12 protein-coding genes are annotated in these 18,627 nt (G+C 71.0%); 7 read left to right on the top strand and 5 right to left on the bottom strand.

The window, feature by feature from the left end; all coding sequences use genetic code 11:
• Positions 1-13: 13 nt before the first annotated feature.
• The 3 genes from guaB (at position 14) to AB0B90_RS01805 (ending at position 3,096) form a co-directional block, all read left to right on the top strand.
• Entirely contained in the window at positions 14-1,495 is a 1,482-nt protein-coding gene (guaB, locus tag AB0B90_RS01815) for an IMP dehydrogenase (protein ID WP_350943344.1), read from the top strand.
• Between the two features lie 204 nt (positions 1,496-1,699).
• Positions 1,700-2,815 carry a GuaB3 family IMP dehydrogenase-related protein gene (locus tag AB0B90_RS01810; protein ID WP_350943346.1) on the top strand — a complete coding sequence of 372 codons (1,116 nt, stop codon included), beginning with the start codon at positions 1,700-1,702 and terminating at the stop codon, positions 2,813-2,815.
• 89 nt (positions 2,816-2,904) lie between these two features.
• Entirely contained in the window at positions 2,905-3,096 is a 192-nt protein-coding gene (locus AB0B90_RS01805; RefSeq protein ID WP_362920273.1) for a hypothetical protein, read from the top strand.
• Here the strand turns inward: AB0B90_RS01805 and nagA are convergent.
• Entirely contained in the window at positions 3,080-4,216 is a 1,137-nt protein-coding gene (gene nagA / locus AB0B90_RS01800) for an N-acetylglucosamine-6-phosphate deacetylase (RefSeq protein WP_362920271.1), read from the bottom strand. The genes AB0B90_RS01805 and nagA overlap by 17 nt on opposite strands.
• Before the next feature lie 330 nt (positions 4,217-4,546).
• On the opposite strand from nagA, the gene AB0B90_RS01795 reads away from it, so the two are divergent.
• Complete coding sequence (locus AB0B90_RS01795; RefSeq protein WP_350943351.1) at positions 4,547-6,289, top strand: glycerol-3-phosphate dehydrogenase/oxidase; 1,743 nt, start codon at positions 4,547-4,549, stop codon at positions 6,287-6,289.
• Positions 6,290-6,463: 174 nt separating this feature from the next.
• On the opposite strand, the gene AB0B90_RS01790 is transcribed toward AB0B90_RS01795, so the two are convergent.
• Together AB0B90_RS01790 and AB0B90_RS01785 are read right to left on the bottom strand one after the other, a co-directional pair.
• Positions 6,464-9,376: a M36 family metallopeptidase gene (locus tag AB0B90_RS01790; RefSeq protein WP_362920269.1), complete on the bottom strand. Its 2,913-nt coding sequence runs from the start codon at positions 9,374-9,376 to the stop codon at positions 6,464-6,466.
• A 229-nt stretch (positions 9,377-9,605) separates the two neighbouring features.
• Positions 9,606-11,849 (bottom strand): beta-propeller domain-containing protein, encoded by a 2,244-nt coding sequence (locus tag AB0B90_RS01785; RefSeq protein ID WP_362920267.1) that lies wholly within the window; start codon positions 11,847-11,849, stop codon positions 9,606-9,608.
• Between the two features lie 122 nt (positions 11,850-11,971).
• Here AB0B90_RS01785 and AB0B90_RS01780 point away from each other — a divergent pair, with 122 nt between their 5' ends.
• Positions 11,972-13,519, top strand: coding sequence for a succinic semialdehyde dehydrogenase (locus AB0B90_RS01780; protein WP_362920265.1), 1,548 nt, complete (start codon positions 11,972-11,974; stop codon positions 13,517-13,519).
• 160 nt (positions 13,520-13,679) lie between these two features.
• The gene (locus tag AB0B90_RS01775) at positions 13,680-15,371 is read left to right on the top strand and encodes a GMC family oxidoreductase (protein WP_362920263.1); all 1,692 of its coding nucleotides are present in this window, start codon (positions 13,680-13,682) and stop codon (positions 15,369-15,371) included.
• A 94-nt stretch (positions 15,372-15,465) separates the two neighbouring features.
• Here the strand turns inward: AB0B90_RS01775 and AB0B90_RS01770 are convergent, their stop codons facing one another.
• Complete coding sequence (locus tag AB0B90_RS01770; protein ID WP_350943359.1) at positions 15,466-15,873, bottom strand: helix-turn-helix domain-containing protein; 408 nt, start codon at positions 15,871-15,873, stop codon at positions 15,466-15,468.
• A 93-nt stretch (positions 15,874-15,966) separates the two neighbouring features.
• Between AB0B90_RS01770 and AB0B90_RS01765 the strand changes: the two genes are divergently transcribed.
• Positions 15,967-16,791, top strand: coding sequence for an NAD(P)H-binding protein (locus AB0B90_RS01765; RefSeq protein WP_362920260.1), 825 nt, complete (start codon positions 15,967-15,969; stop codon positions 16,789-16,791).
• 146 nt (positions 16,792-16,937) lie between these two features.
• On the opposite strand, the gene AB0B90_RS01760 is transcribed toward AB0B90_RS01765, so the two are convergent.
• Positions 16,938-18,239 (bottom strand): helix-turn-helix domain-containing protein, encoded by a 1,302-nt coding sequence (locus tag AB0B90_RS01760; protein ID WP_362920258.1) that lies wholly within the window; start codon positions 18,237-18,239, stop codon positions 16,938-16,940.
• Positions 18,240-18,627: the final 388 nt, after the last annotated feature.

Raw genomic sequence — 18,627 nt, 5'->3', positions numbered from 1 at the left:
AGGAGGATTGCAGATGGCCAAGTTCACCGAGCCGGGGTTCACGTTCGACGACGTGCTCCTCGTTCCCGCGTATTCGGACCTGCAGCCGGGGCAGGCCGACACCACCACGCGGCTGTCTCGGGGCATCACCCTGCGGATCCCGCTGGTCTCGGCGGCGATGGACACGGTGACCGAGGCCCGCATGGCGGTGGCGATGGCACGCCAGGGCGGCATCGGCGTCCTGCACCGCAACCTGTCGATCGAGGACCAGGCCCAGCAGGCCGACCTCGTCAAGCGCTCAGAGGCCGGGATGGTCACCAACCCGGTCACCTGCTCCCCGGACGACACGCTGGCCGACGTCGAGCGCCTGTGCGCGACGTACCGGATCTCCGGTGTCCCGGTGACCGACGAGACCGGTGTGCTCGTCGGCATCGTCACCAACCGCGACATGCGCTTCGAGACCGACGAGAACCGTCCGGTACGCGAGGTCATGACCCCGATGCCGCTGGTCACCGCGCCGGTCGGGGTCTCCACCGACGACGCGTTCGACCTGCTCAAGCAGAACAAGATCGAGAAGCTCCCGCTGGTCGACGCCGGAGGGCGGCTGCGCGGGCTCATCACCGTCAAGGACTTCACCAAGAGCGAGCAGTATCCCCTCGCCACCAAGGACGCCGACGGCCGGCTCGTCGTGGGGGCGGCCGTCGGCGTCGGGGGCGACGCGGAGAAGCGGGCGATGGCGCTGATCGAGGCCGGGGTCGACGTGATCGTGGTGGACGTCGCGCACGGTCACTCCAAGGGCCTCGCCGACATGATCGCCAAGATCAAGTCCAACAGCCGGGTCGACGTGATCGGTGGCAACATCGCCACCCGCGCGGGCGCCCAGATGCTCGTCGACGCCGGGGTCGACGCGGTCAAGGTCGGCGTCGGGCCGGGCTCCATCTGCACCACCCGCGTGGTCGCCGGTGTCGGCGCCCCGCAGGTGACGGCGATCCACGAGGCCTCGCTGGCCGCGGGTCCCGCCGGGGTTCCGGTGATCGGCGACGGCGGCCTGCAGTACTCGGGCGACATCGTCAAGGCCATCGCGGCCGGAGCCGACACGGTCATGCTCGGCTCGCTCCTGGCGGGTTGCGAGGAGTCCCCGGGTGAGCTGATCTTCATCAACGGCAAGCAGTTCAAGTCGTACCGGGGGATGGGCTCGCTCGGCGCGGTCCGCAACCGCGAGCGCGGCGGCGCCTCCTTCAGCAAGGACCGCTACGCGCAGGGCGACGTCGGCCACGAGGACAAGTTCATCCCCGAGGGCATCGAGGGGCAGGTCCCCTACCGCGGCCCGGTCGCCGCGGTGGCCCACCAGCTCATCGGGGGCCTGCGCCAGGGCATGTGGTACTCCGGGTGCCGTACGGTCGCCGAGATGCACGAGCGGTGCGAGCTGATGCCGATCACGGCGGCGGGTCTCAAGGAGAGCCACCCGCACGACATCCAGATGACGGTCGAGGCTCCCAACTACCACGGTCGCTAGAGCGGCGCGCGCCGCTCACACGGGAGAACGTGACGTGCGCCCCGCACGCGCGAGACGCCGCGCGTACGGCCGTACCGCAGGGAACGGCGTGTCGGGCGCACGCAGGGAACACAGCGTGCGCTGTGCGCGCACGGAACACGGCGTGCCGGGCGCACGCATGGAACACGGCGTGCGCTGTGCGCACGGAACGGGAAAGACAGGCATATGACTCAGGTAGAGATCGGCCGCGGCAAGAACGGCCGTCGTGCCTACGCGCTCGACGAGATCGGCATCGTTCCCTCCCGTCGCACCCGCGACCCGGAGGAGGTCTCGATCGCCTGGCAGATCGACGCCTACCGCTTCGAGCTGCCCGTCGTGGTGAGCCCGATGGACAGCGTGGTCTCACCGAAGACCGCCATCGAGGTCGGCAGGCTCGGCGGTCTCGCCGTGCTCGACCTCGAAGGGCTGTGGACCAGGTACGACGACCCGACGCCTCTGCTGGAAGAGGTGGCCGAGCTCAAGGGCGCGCCCGCCACGAAGCGGCTGCAGGAGATCTACGACGCGCCGATCAAGGAGGAGCTGATCGGCCGCCGCATCGAGGAGATCCGCGCCGCCGGGGTGGCGACGGCCGTCCGGCTGTCCCCGCAGCGCACGGTCCAGTACCACAAGGCCGTCATCGACGCGGGCGTGGACATCTTCGTGATCCGCGGCACCACGGTCTCGGCCGAGCACGTCTCCGGCAGGGCCGAGCCGCTCAACCTCAAGCAGTTCATCTACGAGCTCGACGTGCCCGTCGTCGTCGGGGGGTGTGCCACCTACACCGCGGCGCTGCACCTGATGCGGACCGGCGCGGCCGGGGTGCTCGTCGGCTTCGGCGGCGGCGCCTCGCACACCACCCGTACGGTGCTGGGCGTGGTGGTGCCGATGGCCACCGCGATCTCCGACGTCGCCGCCGCCCGCCGCGACTACATGGACGAGTCCGGTGGCCGTTACGTCCACGTCATCGCCGACGGCGGCATGGGCACCTCCGGCGACATCGCCAAGGCGATCGCCGTGGGCGCGGACGCGGTCATGGTCGGCTCGCCGCTGGCGAGGGCCGTCGAGGCTCCCGGCAAGGGCTTCCACTGGGGGTCCGAGGCGCAGCACCCCGAGCTGCCCAGGGGCAAGCGGGTCGAGTTCGGCACGGTCGGCACGCTGGAGCAGATCCTGCACGGCCCCTCCTCGGTCGCCGACGGCTCGATGAACCTGATGGGCGCGCTCAGGCGCACGATGGCCACCGCCGGATACTCCGACCTCAAGGAGTTCCAGCGGGTCGAGGTCGTCGTCGCTCCGCAGGGCTGACCTTCTCGCGAGGGCGGGGCCGGACCTCACGCCGGCCCCCGTGAGGTCGATCGAGGCAGGGGGGGTTTCGCGCGGCAGGCCCTCCCGGTGTGGTCCGGCGGTTCGCCCGGCACGGCGCCGGGGCCGGGGAGCGTGATCTCGGTGAGCTCTCCCCCAACGCCCACCACGCCGTGCACCCGATGGCCGGGTCGCTGGAACCCGGCCTGGTCGGCATCCGCCGGGACCGGCCCTGGTCCGGTCCTGATGCGGCTCTGATCCGCCGGGTCAGCGGGGCTCGGTGATCCAGGTGCCCCCGCGCATGACGCCGGAGACCTCCAGGTCGTCGGTGAGCACCACCAGGTCGGCCCGCTTGCCGACCGAGACGGATCCCAGCTGGTCGGCGAGTCCCAGAACCCTCGCGGGGGTGAGGGAGGCGATCTCGGACGCCTCGGCCAGGGACAGGCCCACCTCGCGCACGGCGCGGCGGAACGCGACGTCCATGGTGAGGGTGCTGCCCGCGATGGTGCCGCTCCCGGCGAGCCTGGCCTCACCGTTCACCACGTTCACCGTCATCGGGCCGAGCTCGTAGACGCCGTCGCCCATGCCCGCCGCCGCCATGGCGTCGGTGATCAGCGCGGTCCTGCCGGGCCCCGCGACCTCGAAGGCGAGGCGCGTCATGGCCGGGTGCAGGTGCACGCCGTCGTTGATCAGCTCCACCGTGACGCGCTCGTCCTGGAGCAGCGCGGCGATCGGCCCGGGATCGCGGTGGTGCAGCGGCGGCATCGCGTTGTAGAGGTGGGTCGCGACGCTGCCGCCCGCCTCGATGCCCGAGATCGTCTGCTCGTAGGTGGCGTCGCTGTGGCCGAGGGCCGCGATCACCCCGTTGGCCGTCGCCTCCCGTACGGTCTCCAGCGCGCCGGGCAGTTCGGCGGCGATGGTGATCATCCGTACGTGGCCGCGTCCGGCCTTGAGCAACCCGGCGAGCTCCGCCGGTGAGGGGTCCCGCAGCAGGGCCGGGTTGTGCGCACCGCAGCGGGCGGTGGAGATGTAGGGGCCCTCGAAGTGGATACCGGCGAGCAGGCCGTCCTCGCACAGGTCGGCGAGGGAGGCGGCGGCCCTGGCCAGATCGTCCGTGGAGGCGGTGACCAGGCTGGCCATGAGCGTGGTGGTGCCGTGACGGGCGTGCAGGTCGACGGCGAGGCTCGCCTGGTCGGGGTCCCCGGTGGGGAAGGAAGCGCCCGCCCCGCCGTGGTTGTGGATGTCGACGAAACCGGGCACGACGTACCGGCCGCCGAGACCGAGCCCGGCGCCGGGGGCCGAGCCCTGGCCCACGTGGGTGATGCGGCCGTCTTCGATGGTGAGCCAGCCTTCGTGGACACCTTCGGGGGTCACGACGCGGGCGTCGGCGAGTGTGATGCTCATGCTGCCCATCCTTGCGGGTCCCCGGGAGAACCGGCTCCCGGCACGGCCGTCGGGACCACGGGGGCAGGGATCTTCTCCCTATGAAGCGACGTGGTGCTCGCGCTCGACTTCGGATGGCCGGTGCGCCGTCCTCAGGTGACCGGTGATATACCGGGCGCGTCCGCTTTCCGGTGAGTTGTTGGTGAAATACTGCCGAGAACTTGGTTTCTTGATGTTCATAGGGTACGGCCTGAGTGCTGCCCGCCTTCCCTACCGGTCAGTAGTAATGCCTAGGGTAGATGGGTAGATACCTCACGTAAGGCGACAAGACGCACCCCAGGGGGTCGCACAATGACGGCGCGAATGGGCACCGGACGACTTGGTCCTGCCGAGCGGTCCGCCGCACTGGCGCAGATGGGCGCCGAAGAACTCGACGTGGTGGTGATCGGAGGCGGGGTCGTCGGAGCGGGGGTCGCTCTGGACGCGGTGACCAGGGGGTTGTCCGTCGGGCTGCTGGAGGCGCGCGACTTCGCCTCCGGCACCTCCTCCAGGTCGTCCAAGCTGATCCACGGCGGTCTGCGCTATCTGGAACAGCTCAATTTCGAGTTGGTGAGGGAGGCGCTCCAGGAACGGGCCCTGCTGCTGCAGCGGATCGCCCCTCACCTGGTCAGGCCGGTGCCGTTCTTGTTCCCGCTGACGCATTACGGCTGGGAGCGGCCCTATGTCGGCGCGGGTCTGGTGCTGTACGACACGATGGGCTTCTCCACCGGGCTCGCGAGGGGCGTACCGGGCCACAGGCACCTGTCGCGTACGAGGGCGTTGCGGCTCGCGCCCGCGCTGCGCAAGACGGCGTTCTCGGGTGCGGTGCAGTACTGGGACGCCCAGGTCGACGACGCCCGCCATGTGATGACCACGCTGCGGACGGCGGCGATGTACGGGGCGAACGTCGCCTCGCGGGCGCAGGTGGTGGGTTTCCTGCGCGAGGGGGAGCGGGTCACCGGGGTCCGGGTGCGTGACCTGGAGGGCGGCAAGGAGTTCGAGGTGCGGGCCCGGCAGGTGGTGAACGCCACCGGGGTGTGGACCGACGACATCCAGGAGATGGTCGGCGGGCGCGGGCAGATCCACGTGAGGGCCTCCAAGGGCATTCACCTGGTGGTGCCGCGCGACCGGATCCACTCCCTCACCGGGATCATCCTGCGCACCGAGAAGTCGGTGCTGTTCGTCATTCCCTGGGGCCGGCACTGGATCATCGGCACCACCGACACCCGATGGGAGCTGGACCGGGCACACCCGGCGGCGTCGCGCTCCGACATCGACTACGTCCTCGACCACGTGAACGAGATGCTCTCGGTCCCGCTCACCCGTGAGGACGTCGAGGGTGTCTACGCGGGGCTGCGCCCGCTGCTGTCGGGGGAGTCGGAGGAGACGTCCCAGCTCTCCCGCGAGCACGTGGTGGCCCACCCCGTGCCGGGGCTGGTGATGGTGGCCGGCGGAAAATACACGACATATCGTGTTATGGCAAAGGATGCGGTCGACGCCGTGGCACACGGCCTGGACCAGCGGGTCCCGCCCTCCTGCACCGATCGCGTCCCGCTGGCCGGGGCCGAGGGCTACCAGGCGCTGTGGAACTCCCGGCAGCGGCTCGCCCAGTCCTCCGGGCTGCACGTGGCCAGGATCGAGCACCTGCTCCAGCGGTACGGGTCGATGATCGACGAGGTCCTGGCGCTGGTCGAGCAGGACCCGTCGCTGGGCAAGCCGCTCACCGGGGCCGACGACTACCTGCGGGCGGAGGTGGTCTACGCGGCGACCCACGAGGGTGCCCGGCACGTGAACGACGTGCTGACCCGGCGTACGCACATCTCGATCGAGACCTTCCACCGAGGGGTGGGCGTGGTCCAGGAGGCGGCCCAGCTGCTCGCCGGGCCACTGGGCTGGGACGCCGAGCAGATCAAGCGCGAGGTGGAGTACTACACCAAGCGCGTCGAGTCGGAACGGCTGTCCCAGGAGCAGGACACCGACCACGAGGCCGACGCCATCCGCCTCGGCGCCCCGGAGATCGTGCCGGTCGCCGTTCCCGAGACGGACCCCGTCTAGCCTCGGGGAAATCGGGAAGCGGACCTCCTCGACGGAGGTTCTCGAACCGGAGGGCTCCGCAACCGGCCCTCGCGGCGGAGGACCTCGAACCGGGAGATCGCGGCACCGGCACCCGGAAACCGGGAGGTCCCCGGGGCCCGAGAAGCTCGGGCCCCGGGGACTCCGGGAGCGGGACTAGCGGGTGAAGGCCTGGAACTCGGCCGCGCGCAGGTGGTCCCTGGCGGGGCTCGCCGTGGCGCAGTCGGTGGCGGAGTTGGGGTCGGCGTCCTGTTCACCGGCGTAGACGGGGTTGCCGGTGCACTGGGTGGAGACGGCTCGCAGGGTGAGGTGGGTCGCGGTGGTCGTGGGGATCTTGAAGGACTCGATGAGCAGGTCGGCACCGCGAGGACGCGGCCTGCGCGTCTCGAAGGCGTTGGACGGGCTGGTGTAGACGACCGAGAAGGACGCGGGTGACGAGCAGTCCTTCTTGGTGGCGTCGCAGGCCAGGACCTCGAAGGCGCGCAGGGCGCTGAAGCGGTTCTGGGTGCCGGGGTCGGCCGGGTCGCTCGGCGCGGGCGGCCTGAGCATGGCGCTGACCTGCACGCGGCGGATCTTCTCCGGCTTGGTGCCGGCCAGGTCCACGGTGACGGACCTGCCCTTGACCGGAGCGGTGAGCGAGGCCCAGTTCGTCGCCTCCGTCTCGTCGATCAGCTTGGCCTGGTTGACGCCGTCACCGGTCGCGGTCGCGCCCAGCGCCGCCGAGGCGAGGTTCTTCGGCAGCGCGAGCGGCAGCGGCAGCTTCACGCCGGGCAGCACCGCGAACTTCACCCGGGTGTGCCCGAACCCGTTGCCCACGACCACGAAGTCGTAGATCCCCGGGGTCATCTCGACGGTGTCGCCGAGTTCGGTCGCCGGATCGGTGTCGGCCACCGGCACCACGCGGCCCTCGTAGTCGCCGACGTACAGCCGGAGCGCCGCGTCCTTCGCCTCAAGCAACGGCTTGAGCTGGATCCTGCCGTTCTTGCCGACCGGGTCGACGAAGCTCGGCGTCGGGTCGGGGTCGTTGCTCCCCGCGCTCGCCGCGCCCTGGCCGAGGCCGTGCTCGGCGAACGCGCGCCACATGATGGCCTGGTTCGCGCCGCCGAAGCGGATCACGTCGGCCGCGAGCATCGCGTCGCGGTGGTCGACGTAGCTGACCGAGCCGGAGGCCATCAGCAGCAGCGCGTCGAAGGAGACCTGCGCCCAGCGGCGGTTGCCCGGGCACTGCCCGAGCGGGGTCGTGCCCTCGGCGCACGCCTTCTGCTTGGCGGGGGTGCCTTCGCCGTACTTCTGGACGAAGGCCTTGCGCACGCCGTACTGGGTCGCCGACCAGATCTCACCGTCGGCGTGCACCTGCTGGCCGACGATGTCGTACGCGATGTCGCTGTAGTTCAGCGGGGACCTGGACATGTCGTAGTTGCGGATGCCCGCCTTCTTGTCGCCGGTGACGTAGCCGCCGGTGACGTAGGGGGTGTCGCCCGCGGGACGGTAGCCGTACTCGGAGAGGTACTCCATCGCGAACAGGTCGGAGGTGCTCTCGTTCATCGCCCCGGCCTGGGCGCCGCTCCACCCGGCGTTCGGACCGGCGATCATGCGACCGGAGATCGCGTGGGTGTACTCGTGCCCGATCACCGACATGTCGTAGTCGCCGTCCACGCAGGGCGAGTAGAACGAGCCCGCGATCGGCTGCCACATGTACATGTTGGTGATGGGGGCGACACCGTCGGGGCCGGTGATCTGGTTGGCGTTGTCGCGCACGCTGAGCACCCGGGCGCCCGCCTGGGCGTTGCCCTGCTCGGGGTCGCCGCCGAGGCCGCCGCGCTCGCCGTTGTCGTTCTGCATGTTCCAGGCGGTCTCGGTGAAGCCGAGCCGGTAGGACCAGTCGTGCATGCGGTTGTGCATGACGTGCAGGTTGGACATCGCGGCTTCGAGGTCGGCCTCACCCGGCTGGTCAAGGACGGCCGGGTCGCACTTGGCGGTGTACCACTTGTTCGTCCACGGGTAGACGTAGTCGCGGCTCGGGGTGGCCACGTTGCTCCGGGTGCCCACGGAGAACGCGTCGCCGCTGGCCCGGTTCTCCACGGTCTTGGCGGCGTTGCCGACGCTCGTGTTCGTCGGGGTGTTCGTGGCGTGGTCGACGTCCCACGCCTTGCCGGTGGCCGGGTCGGCGCCGATCACGTCACAGCCGGGGCCCGCCTTGGCGCACCACGTCGCGCGGGTGTCGGTGGAGGAGTAGTCGGCGGGGGGATTGGCGGTGAACGCCTTCCATCTGGGGTCGTCCGGCGCGCTGTGGTGGTCCACCAGGTTCTCGCGGGTGAGGATCTCGCCGCTGACCGCGTCCACGTGCGTCGTGTACGCGGCGGGCTCGCCCTCGCCGCCGCCGATCAGGACGACCTGGAACGCGTTGTGCGTCCCGTCGGGTGCGGGCACCGCCGTGGCGGTGACCTTCTTCACGGTGGCCGTGGCCAGGTCGATCCCGCCGTCCCTGGCCGCGATCTCCAGCGCCTGCTGCTCGGTGAGCCTGGCGGCGGGAGGCGCCTCGGAGGAGCGCGAGAGCGTCGAGGTGACGTGGAGGACCTTGCCGCCCTTCACCCCGATCACGACCTGCCCGTCCACACCCGCGGGCAGGTCGCCGAACCTCTGCCGCAGCAGTACGGCGTACCCGTCACCGATGGGGTTGGCGGCGATCTTCTCCAGTGCGTCCACGGCCTCGCCGGAGAGCCCGAAGAGGTTCTCGTTCGCCTTGAGGTAGGCCCGCGCGGCCCGCTCGGGGTCGGCGTCCAGGCCCTCGGCGAGGGGGGCGGAGTCGGCGATGACGGCCGGGGTGCCGAGGGCGTTCCACCGGATCGTCGCGGTGCTCGCGGTCGCGGATCTGGAGAGCGAGGCAGGGGGTGCGACGCTGCCGCGCCGGTTGTCCAGGTCGGGCTTGGCGCTGTGTTCCGACTGGAAGTCGTGGGGCTTGGGAGGCTGGCCACCGGGTTCGCCTTGGGCGACCCCCGGCAGGGGAATGAAGAGCGCCGCTGTGGCGGCGGCGATGACGGTAACGCGTGACCAGGGTTTGGTCGACACCGATCCTCCTGCGAAAGCTGGCCGTCGTCGGCCATGGCACACGCGGATCACGTGTGGTGGGCAAGAGGTAACACCGATTCAAGTGTCCTGACAAGATCTTGTAAAGGTGTGTATATCGGTGTTATAGGGGCTCTCAAGGCACATAACAGGACGCGCCCCCGGCGGTGGGCCGGGGGCGCGGTTCCGAGGCCTCGGGAGCCGGGCTCGGGATTTCCTCGGGGAGCCGGGCTCAGGAGAAGGGGATCCACGCCTGGTCGGCGAGGTCCTTCATGTCGCTGACCTTGAGGCCCAGGTCGGAGACCGTCCACAGGCTCTCGCCGATCACGACCGAGCGGCGGATGCCGGGATCGTACGCGGCGAAGCGGGTGTTCTCCGCGGGCTTGGGCCTGGGGTGACTGATCGTGCCGGTCCTGGTGACCGCGGAGTCGTCGATCCTGAGGACCAGGGCGGTCCCGTTGGTCGGCTCGGAACCTCCCCACGAGCTCAGCGGGAGGACCGCCATGCCCGTCCTGGCCCAGTACAGGAAGGCGTGCGGGTCCCACTCGGCCTCCGAGCCCGAGTCCTTCTGGAACATCTGCGACAGGCGGCGCGGGTTCGCCGGGTCGCTCACGTCGAACAGGGAGACCTGGGTGCCGAGTGTACGGCCCTGCTCGCTCGCCTCCTGGCCCACACCGATCAGCCGCCCGTCACCCGCCGGGTGCAGGTACGCCGAGTAGCCGGTGATCTTCAGTTCGCCCGTCTTCCTCGGCGCGGCGGGGTCGCGCAGGTCGAGCGTGTAGAGCGGATCCACCTGCTTGAACGTCACCACGTAGCCCACCGGGCCGATGAAGCGGACCGAGTAGATCCGCTCGCCCCGCCCGAGCCCGCCGACCTCGCCGGTCTTGGCCAGGGTGTCGGCGTCGAGCACGTAGACGGCGCTTGAACTGTCCTGCCCGTCCGTCGAGGTGGTGGCGACCCGCAGGTGTCCCTCGTGCTCCGACAGGGAGTACTGGTTGAGCAGCCTGCCGGAGACCTTGCCCGAGGCGACGTAGCGGGGTGCTCCGGCCGCGGTGATGTCGAACCGGTGGACCTCGGTCTCCTCGGGAGGCTGCCGCGGGGTCGGCTCGGCCGGGGCGGGCGTCGCGGGCACCGGGGTGGGCGAGGCGACGGTCGGTGCGGCGGGGTCGCTCGGCGAGGCCGTGCCGGTCACCGAGGGGTCGGGGACCGGTGAGGCGGGCGGCTCGGGCAGCAGGCTCGGGGCCGGGTCGGCGTTCGAGACGGACGCCGGGGTGACGGCGGGGGTGGGTGTCAAGGTCGACGCGGCGTTCGGCGTCAGGGAGGGCGCGGCGGTCGGTGCCGAGTCGGGCGCGCCGGTCGACGTCCCCGGGACGGCGGTGACGGTCGCGGAGTCGGACGGCTCGGACGGCTCGGAGGTCGCGGGAGCGTCCTCGACGATCGGCAGATCGACCGGCCGTGGCCACCACCAGCGCGGGTTGCTCGCCACGTACAGGCTGGAGCCCGTCCCGTAGACGGTGTCGCCGTCGGCCGCGACGCTGATCGGGGACGTCTCGGCGAGGGCCTGCGACAGGTCGAGGCTGTGCACGGTCAGCATCGACGTCCCCGTGTACTCCGCGGGGTGGCTGACCTGGCCGCAGTCGACCGTACGGTCCGAGGTCACGCCGTCGGCGGTCGTCAGCTCGTACTTCGGCAGCCACGCCTCGATCGGCGCCTTCGCGACGATCTCCGCGTTGCGCCGGGTGCGCTCGTTCTCCGACAGGTCGGGGCCGGGGTCGGGGAACTCGATCCGAGGCTGGCTACGGACCACGACCCGTACGGTCGAGCCGACCATCCTGGCGTCCACGTGGGCGCCGTCGGGGGTGAGCGAACCGATCACCTTCGGCTTCTCCGACAGGTCGATGAGAACGTAACGCGGTCCGGGACTCGCCGGGCGCTTGGCCGTCGCGCCGTACGGGATGATCCCGCCGCCGGAGAACAGCACCAGCGCACGGTCACCGCTGACCAGCAGATCGGCCGGGGCCCACGCCTGCTCGGCGTCGACGAGCCTGAGCGTGCCGGTGACCTTCCTGGTCGCGGCGTCCACCACCCGCAGCACGCCGCGGTTCACGACGACGACCCGCTCACCGTCGGTCTTCACCAGGTCGGGCTCGTCGACCCCGGCCTCGTGCGTGTTCGTGGTGGAGTGCTCGGGCGCGCCGGACCCGCTCTTGGCCGCGGTGTCGGAGGCGAGCGACCGCGCCTCCGCGAACATGATGGCGGGACCGCCGATCCCCCATGGGCCGACGTTCTCGGCCGTCGCCGCGCGCAGACCGGCCAGCATGTCGTCGCAGCCGCTGTAGGAGACCAGCTTGACGTTTCCCAGCTCGACCGGTGCCGTACGACCCGCGGCGGTCTTCGGCTCCGTCGAGCTGCACGCCGTGGCGAGCAGGGCCGCGGCGAGGGTGACCGCGCCGGCCGTACGAATCGATGTCCTCATGCCCCTACGACGGATCGGGAGGGCATGCGGTTCAACACCGTGCTACTCGCCGGTAGTCACGGCACGCCTCCCACGATTACGCTGCGAACATGGCCGTTCCCCCTGAAATGACACGGGCAGAGATGACACGGGTCCTCGACCCCCGCATGATCGAGCGCGTCCTACGGCACGTGACCTCCGGCGGCAGGACGCGGGAGATCACGGCGCCGTTCACCGGCGAGGCCCTCGCCGAGATGCCCGTCTCCACCGCCGACGACGTCCGCGCCGCCCACGCCTCGGCGCGACAGGCACAGCGGGAGTGGGCGGCCAGGTCCGCGCGGGAGCGTGCCGAGCCGTTCCTGCGCCTGCACGACGCCATCCTCGACCGCCGCGAGGAGATCCTCGACGTGGTCCAGTGGGAGACCGGCAAGGCCCGCAGGCACGCCTTCGAGGAGGTCCTCGACGTCGCGGGCTGCACCCTGTACTACGCGCGGCGGGCCCCCGGCCTGCTGGAGCCGAAGAGACGGGCGGGAATCCTGCCCGTCGCCACCAGGACGGTCGAGGCGCGCCGGCCCCGGGGGACGGTGGCCCTGGTCTCGCCGTGGAACTACCCGCTCTCGCTCGGCGTCACCGACGCCGTCCCCGCGCTGCTCGCGGGCAACGCCGTGGTCCACAAGCCCGACACCCAGACCGCGCTGTCCACGCTGTGGACGATCGACCTGCTCGTCTCCCTCGGCATGCCCCGCGACATCTGGCAGGTCGTCCTCGGCGACCCCGCGGAGGTGGGCGAGGCACTGCTCGACGACGCCGACTACCTGGCGTTCACCGGCTCGACCCGGGCCGGCAGGAAGATCGCGGAGGAGGCGGCGAAGCGGCTGATCGGCTGCTCGCTGGAACTCGGCGGCAAGAACCCGATGCTCGTGCTCGACGACGCCGACCTCGACGCCGCCACCCAGGGCGCGCTGCGCGCCTGCTTCACCAACGCCGGACAGCTGTGCCTCTCGGTCGAGCGGCTCTACGTCCACGACTCCGCGTACGACGCGTTCGTGGAACGGTTCGTCCGGCAGGTCGGCAACATGCGGCTCGGCGCGGGGCTCGACTGGAACGTGCAGATGGGCTCGCTCTCCTCCGCGAGGCAACTGGAGGCGGTCGGCGCCCACGTGGACGACGCCGTCGCGAAGGGCGCCACCCTCCTCGCGGGAGGCAAGGCCCGCCCCGACCTCGGCCCGCTGTTCTACGAGCCCACCGTCCTGTCCGGCGTCGACGAGAGCATGGAGATGTGCCGCGCCGAGACCTTCGGCCCCGTCGTCGCGATCTACCGCTTCGGCGACGACGACGAGGCGGTCGAGCGGGCCAACGACACCGCGTACGGGCTCAACGCCTCCGTCTGGACCCGCGACGTGCCGCGCGGGCGGGCGCTCGCCTCCCGGATCAGGGCGGGCACGGTCAACATCAACGAGGGGTACGCCTCGGCCTACGCCTCCTACGACGCGCCCATGGGCGGCATGAAGTCCTCGGGCCTCGGCCGCCGCCACGGGACCGAGGGGCTGCTGAGATACACCGAGGGACAGACCGTCTCCAGCCAGGCGCCCTGGCTGGGCTTCGAACCGGTCCTCGGCATGGCGTACGAGAAGTACGCCGACACCCTCGCGACCGCCTTCAAGCTCATGAAGACGCTCCGCCTGAAGTGAGCGTCACGGGGCCGCCCGGGACGCGGAGTCGCCTGGGCCGTCCGGGGCACGAGGTTTCCCGGGCGGCCGCGCCGAAGACGCGGAGCCTTGCCCGCCGAGGGCCGTCAAGGTCGCCGGGCCGGCTGAGGTCGATGGAGGTCGTCGTTCGAAGGGAGCCGCCGTGTTCGACCACGACGTGCTGGTGATCGGATCGGGGTTCGGCGGGAGCGTCTCGGCGCTGCGCCTGACGGAGAAGGGCTACCGGGTCGCCGTGCTCGAGGCGGGCCGCCGCTTCGACGAGACCACGCTCCCCAGGACCTCCTGGCGGATCCGCGACTTCCTGTGGGCTCCGGCGCTGGGTCTGAAGGGCATCCAGCGCATCCACGTGCTGCGGGGCGAGAAGGGCACCGGCGTGATGGTCCTGGCGGGCGCCGGGGTCGGCGGGGGCTCCCTGGTCTACGCCAACACCCTCTACGAGCCGCCGGACGCGTTCTTCCAGGACGCGCAGTGGTCGTCCATCACCGACTGGAAGGCCGAGCTCGCCCCGTACTACGACCAGGCCTCGCGCATGCTGGGCGTGACGCTCAACCCGACCGTCACCCCGGCCGACGAGGTGGTGCGCGCGGTCGCCGAACGGATGGGCGTGGGCGACACCTTCCACCTCGCGCCGGTCGGGGTCTTCTTCGGCACCCCCGGCGTCGAGGTGGACGACCCCTACTTCGGCGGCGCGGGGCCGCGCCGCAGGGGGTGCACCGAGTGCGGCGAGTGCATGACGGGCTGCCGCCACAACGCCAAGAACACGCTGGTCAAGAACTACCTCCACCTCGCGGAGCGGGCGGGGGCGAAAGTCTTCGCCGAGACCACGGTCACCTCGGTCGCCCCGGTCGAGGGCGGCTACCGGGTCGAGGTGCGCAGGACGGGGACGCCCTGGCGCCGCCGGGTGCTCACCGCCGAGCACGTGATCTTCGCCGCGGGGACGTACGGCACCCAGAGCCTGCTGCACCGGCTCAAGTCCTCGGGTGCGCTGCCCGGCCTCTCCGACCGCCTGGGCGCCCTCACCAGGACCAACTCCGAGGCGCTGCTCGGGTTCGAGCGCCTCTCGGTCACGGGGGAGAAGCTCAACCGGGGGGTGGCGATCACCTCCTCGATCCACCCCGACGCCCACACGCACATCGAGCCGGTCCGCTACGGCGACGGTTCCAACGCGATGGGCATGCTCCGCACCCTGCTCGTCGACGGAGGCGGCGCCCCGCGCTGGCTCAGGTTCCTCGGCGAGGCCATGCGCGCGCCGCGTCGGGCCGCGAGGATGTTCAACCACCGCCGGTGGTCGGAGCGCGGCATCATCGCGCTGGTCATGCAGGCCAAGGACAACTCGATCACCCTGTCCTCGCGCAGGGGGGTGTTCGGCCGCGGGCTGCGCTCGCGGCGGGGCCACGGCGACCCCAACCCCACCTGGCTGCCGGCCGGTCACGAGTTCGTCCGGCACGCGGCCGAGGAGGTCGGCGGCGTGCCCGCGGGCTCCTGGCTCGACCTGTTCGACATCCCGGCCACCGCCCACTTCCTGGGCGGCTGCGCCATCGGCGCCGGGCCGGACACCGGGGTGATCGACCCCTACCACCGCGTCCACGGCTACGCGGGGCTGCACGTCGTCGACGGCTCCGCGGTCTCCGCCAACCCGGGCGTCAACCCCTCCCTCACCATCACCGCACAGGCCGAGCGCGCGATGGCGCTGTGGCCCAACCGGGGAGAGCCCGACACCCGCCCCGCCCAGGGCTCCCCGTACGCCCGCCTCACACCCGTCGCCCCGGCGAACCCCGCCGTCCCCACCGCCGCCCCCGGTGCCCTCCGTCTCCCCATCGTCGACATCACCTGACGGGAGGTGCCGGTCCTGCCGTGAGTTCGGCCACGAGCCACAGCCAAAATCCCGGTGTGCGACTGAAGCCGGCACGGGAAAGTCTCGGCGGGGCTCAGCGGATGCCGGAGTCGGGGTGGGCGGCGTCCCAGCGGCGGCGCGACTCGGCGATGCCGTCGCGGTGCTCGGCCGACCAGTCGGCGAGGGCCCGCACCAGGTGGGTGAGGCTGTGCCCGGTCGGGGTCAGTTCGTAGTCGACCTGCGGCGGGACGACGGCGTGGACGGTCCTGGAGATCAGGCCGTCGCGCTCCAGGCGGCGTACGGTCAGGGTGAGCATCCGCTGCGAGATGCCGGGTACGGCCCGCTGGAGTTCGCGGAACCTGCGCACCCCCTGGGCCAGCTCCACGATCACCAGCACCGACCACTTGTCGCCAATGCGGTCGAGGACCTCACGGATGCCGCAGTCCTCGTCCCCGCAGGAGACGACCGGCTCCGTGGTTACCGCGGTGTGCCCCACTGACATCGAAGTGCCTCCTTATGCCACGCGTTCTGGTTATCGATGATGGACCCAGTTACCGGAGAGAACCACTCACGCGGGGAAGATTCCATGATTCTCATGACAGGGGCGACGGGCGCACTGGGGCGGCTCGTCGCCGCGCGGCTGGCGGGGCGGGACGACGTGGTGATCGGCAGCCGCGCCCCCGAGGCGGTCCCCGCCGGGACACCGAGCCGCCTGATCGACTTCGAGGACCCTGCTTCACTGGAGGAGGGCTTCGCCGGCGTGGACACGCTGCTGCTGATCTCCGCGGGCTACGGTGAGGACCACGTGGTGATCGCCAGGCACGGCGCGGCGATCGAGGCGGCGGAGAAGGCCGGGGTGTCGCACATCGTCTACACCAGCCTCAGCGCCGCCGGTGACCACCTGGCCTACGCGCTCGCCCACCGCTGGACCGAGCGCAGGCTCCGTGAGGGGACCGCGAACTGGACGATCCTGCGCAACGGGCTCTACGCCGAGCTGCTGGCGACGCTCGCACCCGTCGTGGACGGCAGGATCACCGCGCCGCTGGGCTCCGGACGGCTCGCCGCGGTGGCCCGCGAGGACCTGGCGGACGTGGCCGCCCTGGTCGCGACCGATGCCTCCGCGCACGCGGGCCGGACCTACGAGCTGGTCGGGGAGGAGGCGGTCGGCGGCGCGGAGCTGGCCGCCGCACTCACCGAGACCATCGGGAGCACCGTCTCGTACGAGCCGAGCACCCTCGCCGAGGCCCGCGAGGCGTTCACCGCCCTGGGCCTGGCGTCCTTCCAGGTCCCGATGCTGGTGGGCACCTACTCCTCGATCGCGAACGGGTTCATGGACGGCACGGACGGCGACCTGCGAAGCCTGCTCGGTACGGCACCCCGCTCCGCCCTGGAGATCATCGCCGGGAAGTCGTCCCGATAGTGCCGACTCCCGGGTTCGGAGCGGCGCGCGGTCTGGCCTCCGAGGTTCCGGGAGGCGGAGGAGAGTGTGCGTGAGGCGGCGTTCAGGGCGCATGCCAGGTTGATGCAGCACGTCGAGAAGGCCGCAGGACGCGAGGGCTGCGCAGATCAGCGTCGATAGCCGATGGCGGCGGCGAGCGCCTGCACACCGGCCACCCGAGGATGCTGGTCGATCAGGGTCACCGCCATCGCGCGGATGGCAGGCCGAGTGCGGACCTCGTCGGCCGACTGTCGGAAGGCGTTCAACAGGGCCGCCGTGGTCTGTTCGGGTTTGCCCCATTGCCACCATGCTCGTGCAAGATCGGTGTACAGGCGTCCGCGTCGTTCGGGGGTGGACAGCTGGCTGGGATGCACGTCGCGCGCGGCGTGCAGGGCCGCTCCGGCGTCGCCGAGGGACCAGTGCACGCCGATCTCGTACAGGCTGACGTGCGCGGGGCCGATGCTGAAGGGCTGGCCGGGGATCACCCGAGCGGGAAGCCGGGTGGTGACGTGCGCGGCTTGTTTGATCATCTCTAGGGCGCGGTCTCGGTCTCCCGCCTGTGCGGCGTTGTAGGCGCAGGTGCACAGCATCTGGGCGTAGGCGGCAGCGTGGGCGGGCGTGCCGAGTCCTGCGGCCTCCAGGCGGTGGGTGGCCTGCAGAGTGAGCTGGTCGGCGATTTTCCGGCGGCCTTCGTGGCGGAGCACGATGCCCAGGGAACGCGCCGAGGCGGCCATGCTGATCGGGGAGCCGGACAGGCTCGCGAACACGCCGGCGCGGTCTGCGGTGATCCTGCTCGCCTCATACCTCCCGATCTTGTTCAGGGTCGCGGTCGCCAGGTCGTAGCAGGCGGCCGCCCGCACGCAGGCACCCGCTTCTCGGCCGTCGGCCGCTTCGTGAGCCAGGGCCAGAAGGTCAGGCAGATCGGCGACAAGCCGAACCAGATCGCCGCTGTCGAAGCGACTTCGCGCTCGGGTCAGACGAGAGGTGATCTGCTCGGGCAAGGGGGGAGCGGAGGATGCGGGCGGGATGGCCAGCGCGTCATCGAGCCTGGACAGCAGATGGGCAGGGATGGCGAGTCCGGCGGCGGACAGCAGAGTGCGGCGGCGCATCAGGTCTTCCTTCGCGAGCTGACCCATCGTTTCGGCTACCGTAACCGGATTGATCAGCGCGCCGAGGATATGACTGGGTACCCCGGCTGCGTGGGCGACGCGGCGCAGCACCTGCAAATCGATCCCCGCACGCTGACCTGTCTCCAGTCGGGAGATCGTCGAGGCTGAATAGCCCGAGGCTTTTCCCAAGTCGGCCTGTTTCCAGCTCCGTAGCTGCCGCGCGAACCTGATGACACCACCGACGTCATGGGCGGCGATCAGTGTCCGTAACTGTGGCGACTGCCATTGATCGTCATCGCGTGTGATCGGTTGCCCACCCATCGCGACTCCTTGTCACGACATGATTTCTCTTAGTCACCATACTCTCGCTGTCCATCTCCAAGAGTCTGGATATGCAGATCCTGCACACGGCGTGCGCATCTGGCACACGCGCTGGTGAGGAGACGGGGCCGACGCTTCTCTGAAGGCAGGCCGAACATGGCCGCTCCACTTCAGCATCTACGGCGCCCCGGACGAGCCACGGCATCGCACGCCGGGGCGAGCTCTTTGACCGGACGCAGGAGGTCCGATCCGATGCACAACCTCAGAGGAAACCCCAGACCGATCCGGATCCGTTGGCACGCCGACCAGCCGCCGATGCCGCTCGGTTGCCGCTGGTGTGGGCATCCTCCGTACGCCCACGAGGCCACCAGCCTGCCGCACCGAACCC

The sequence above is a fragment of the Streptosporangium sp. NPDC049078 genome (genome assembly GCF_040648855.1).
Classification (GTDB): domain Bacteria; phylum Actinomycetota; class Actinomycetes; order Streptosporangiales; family Streptosporangiaceae; genus Streptosporangium.
Note: the sequence above shows the minus strand (reverse complement) of the source record. Positions and strands in the feature narration are given on the sequence as shown.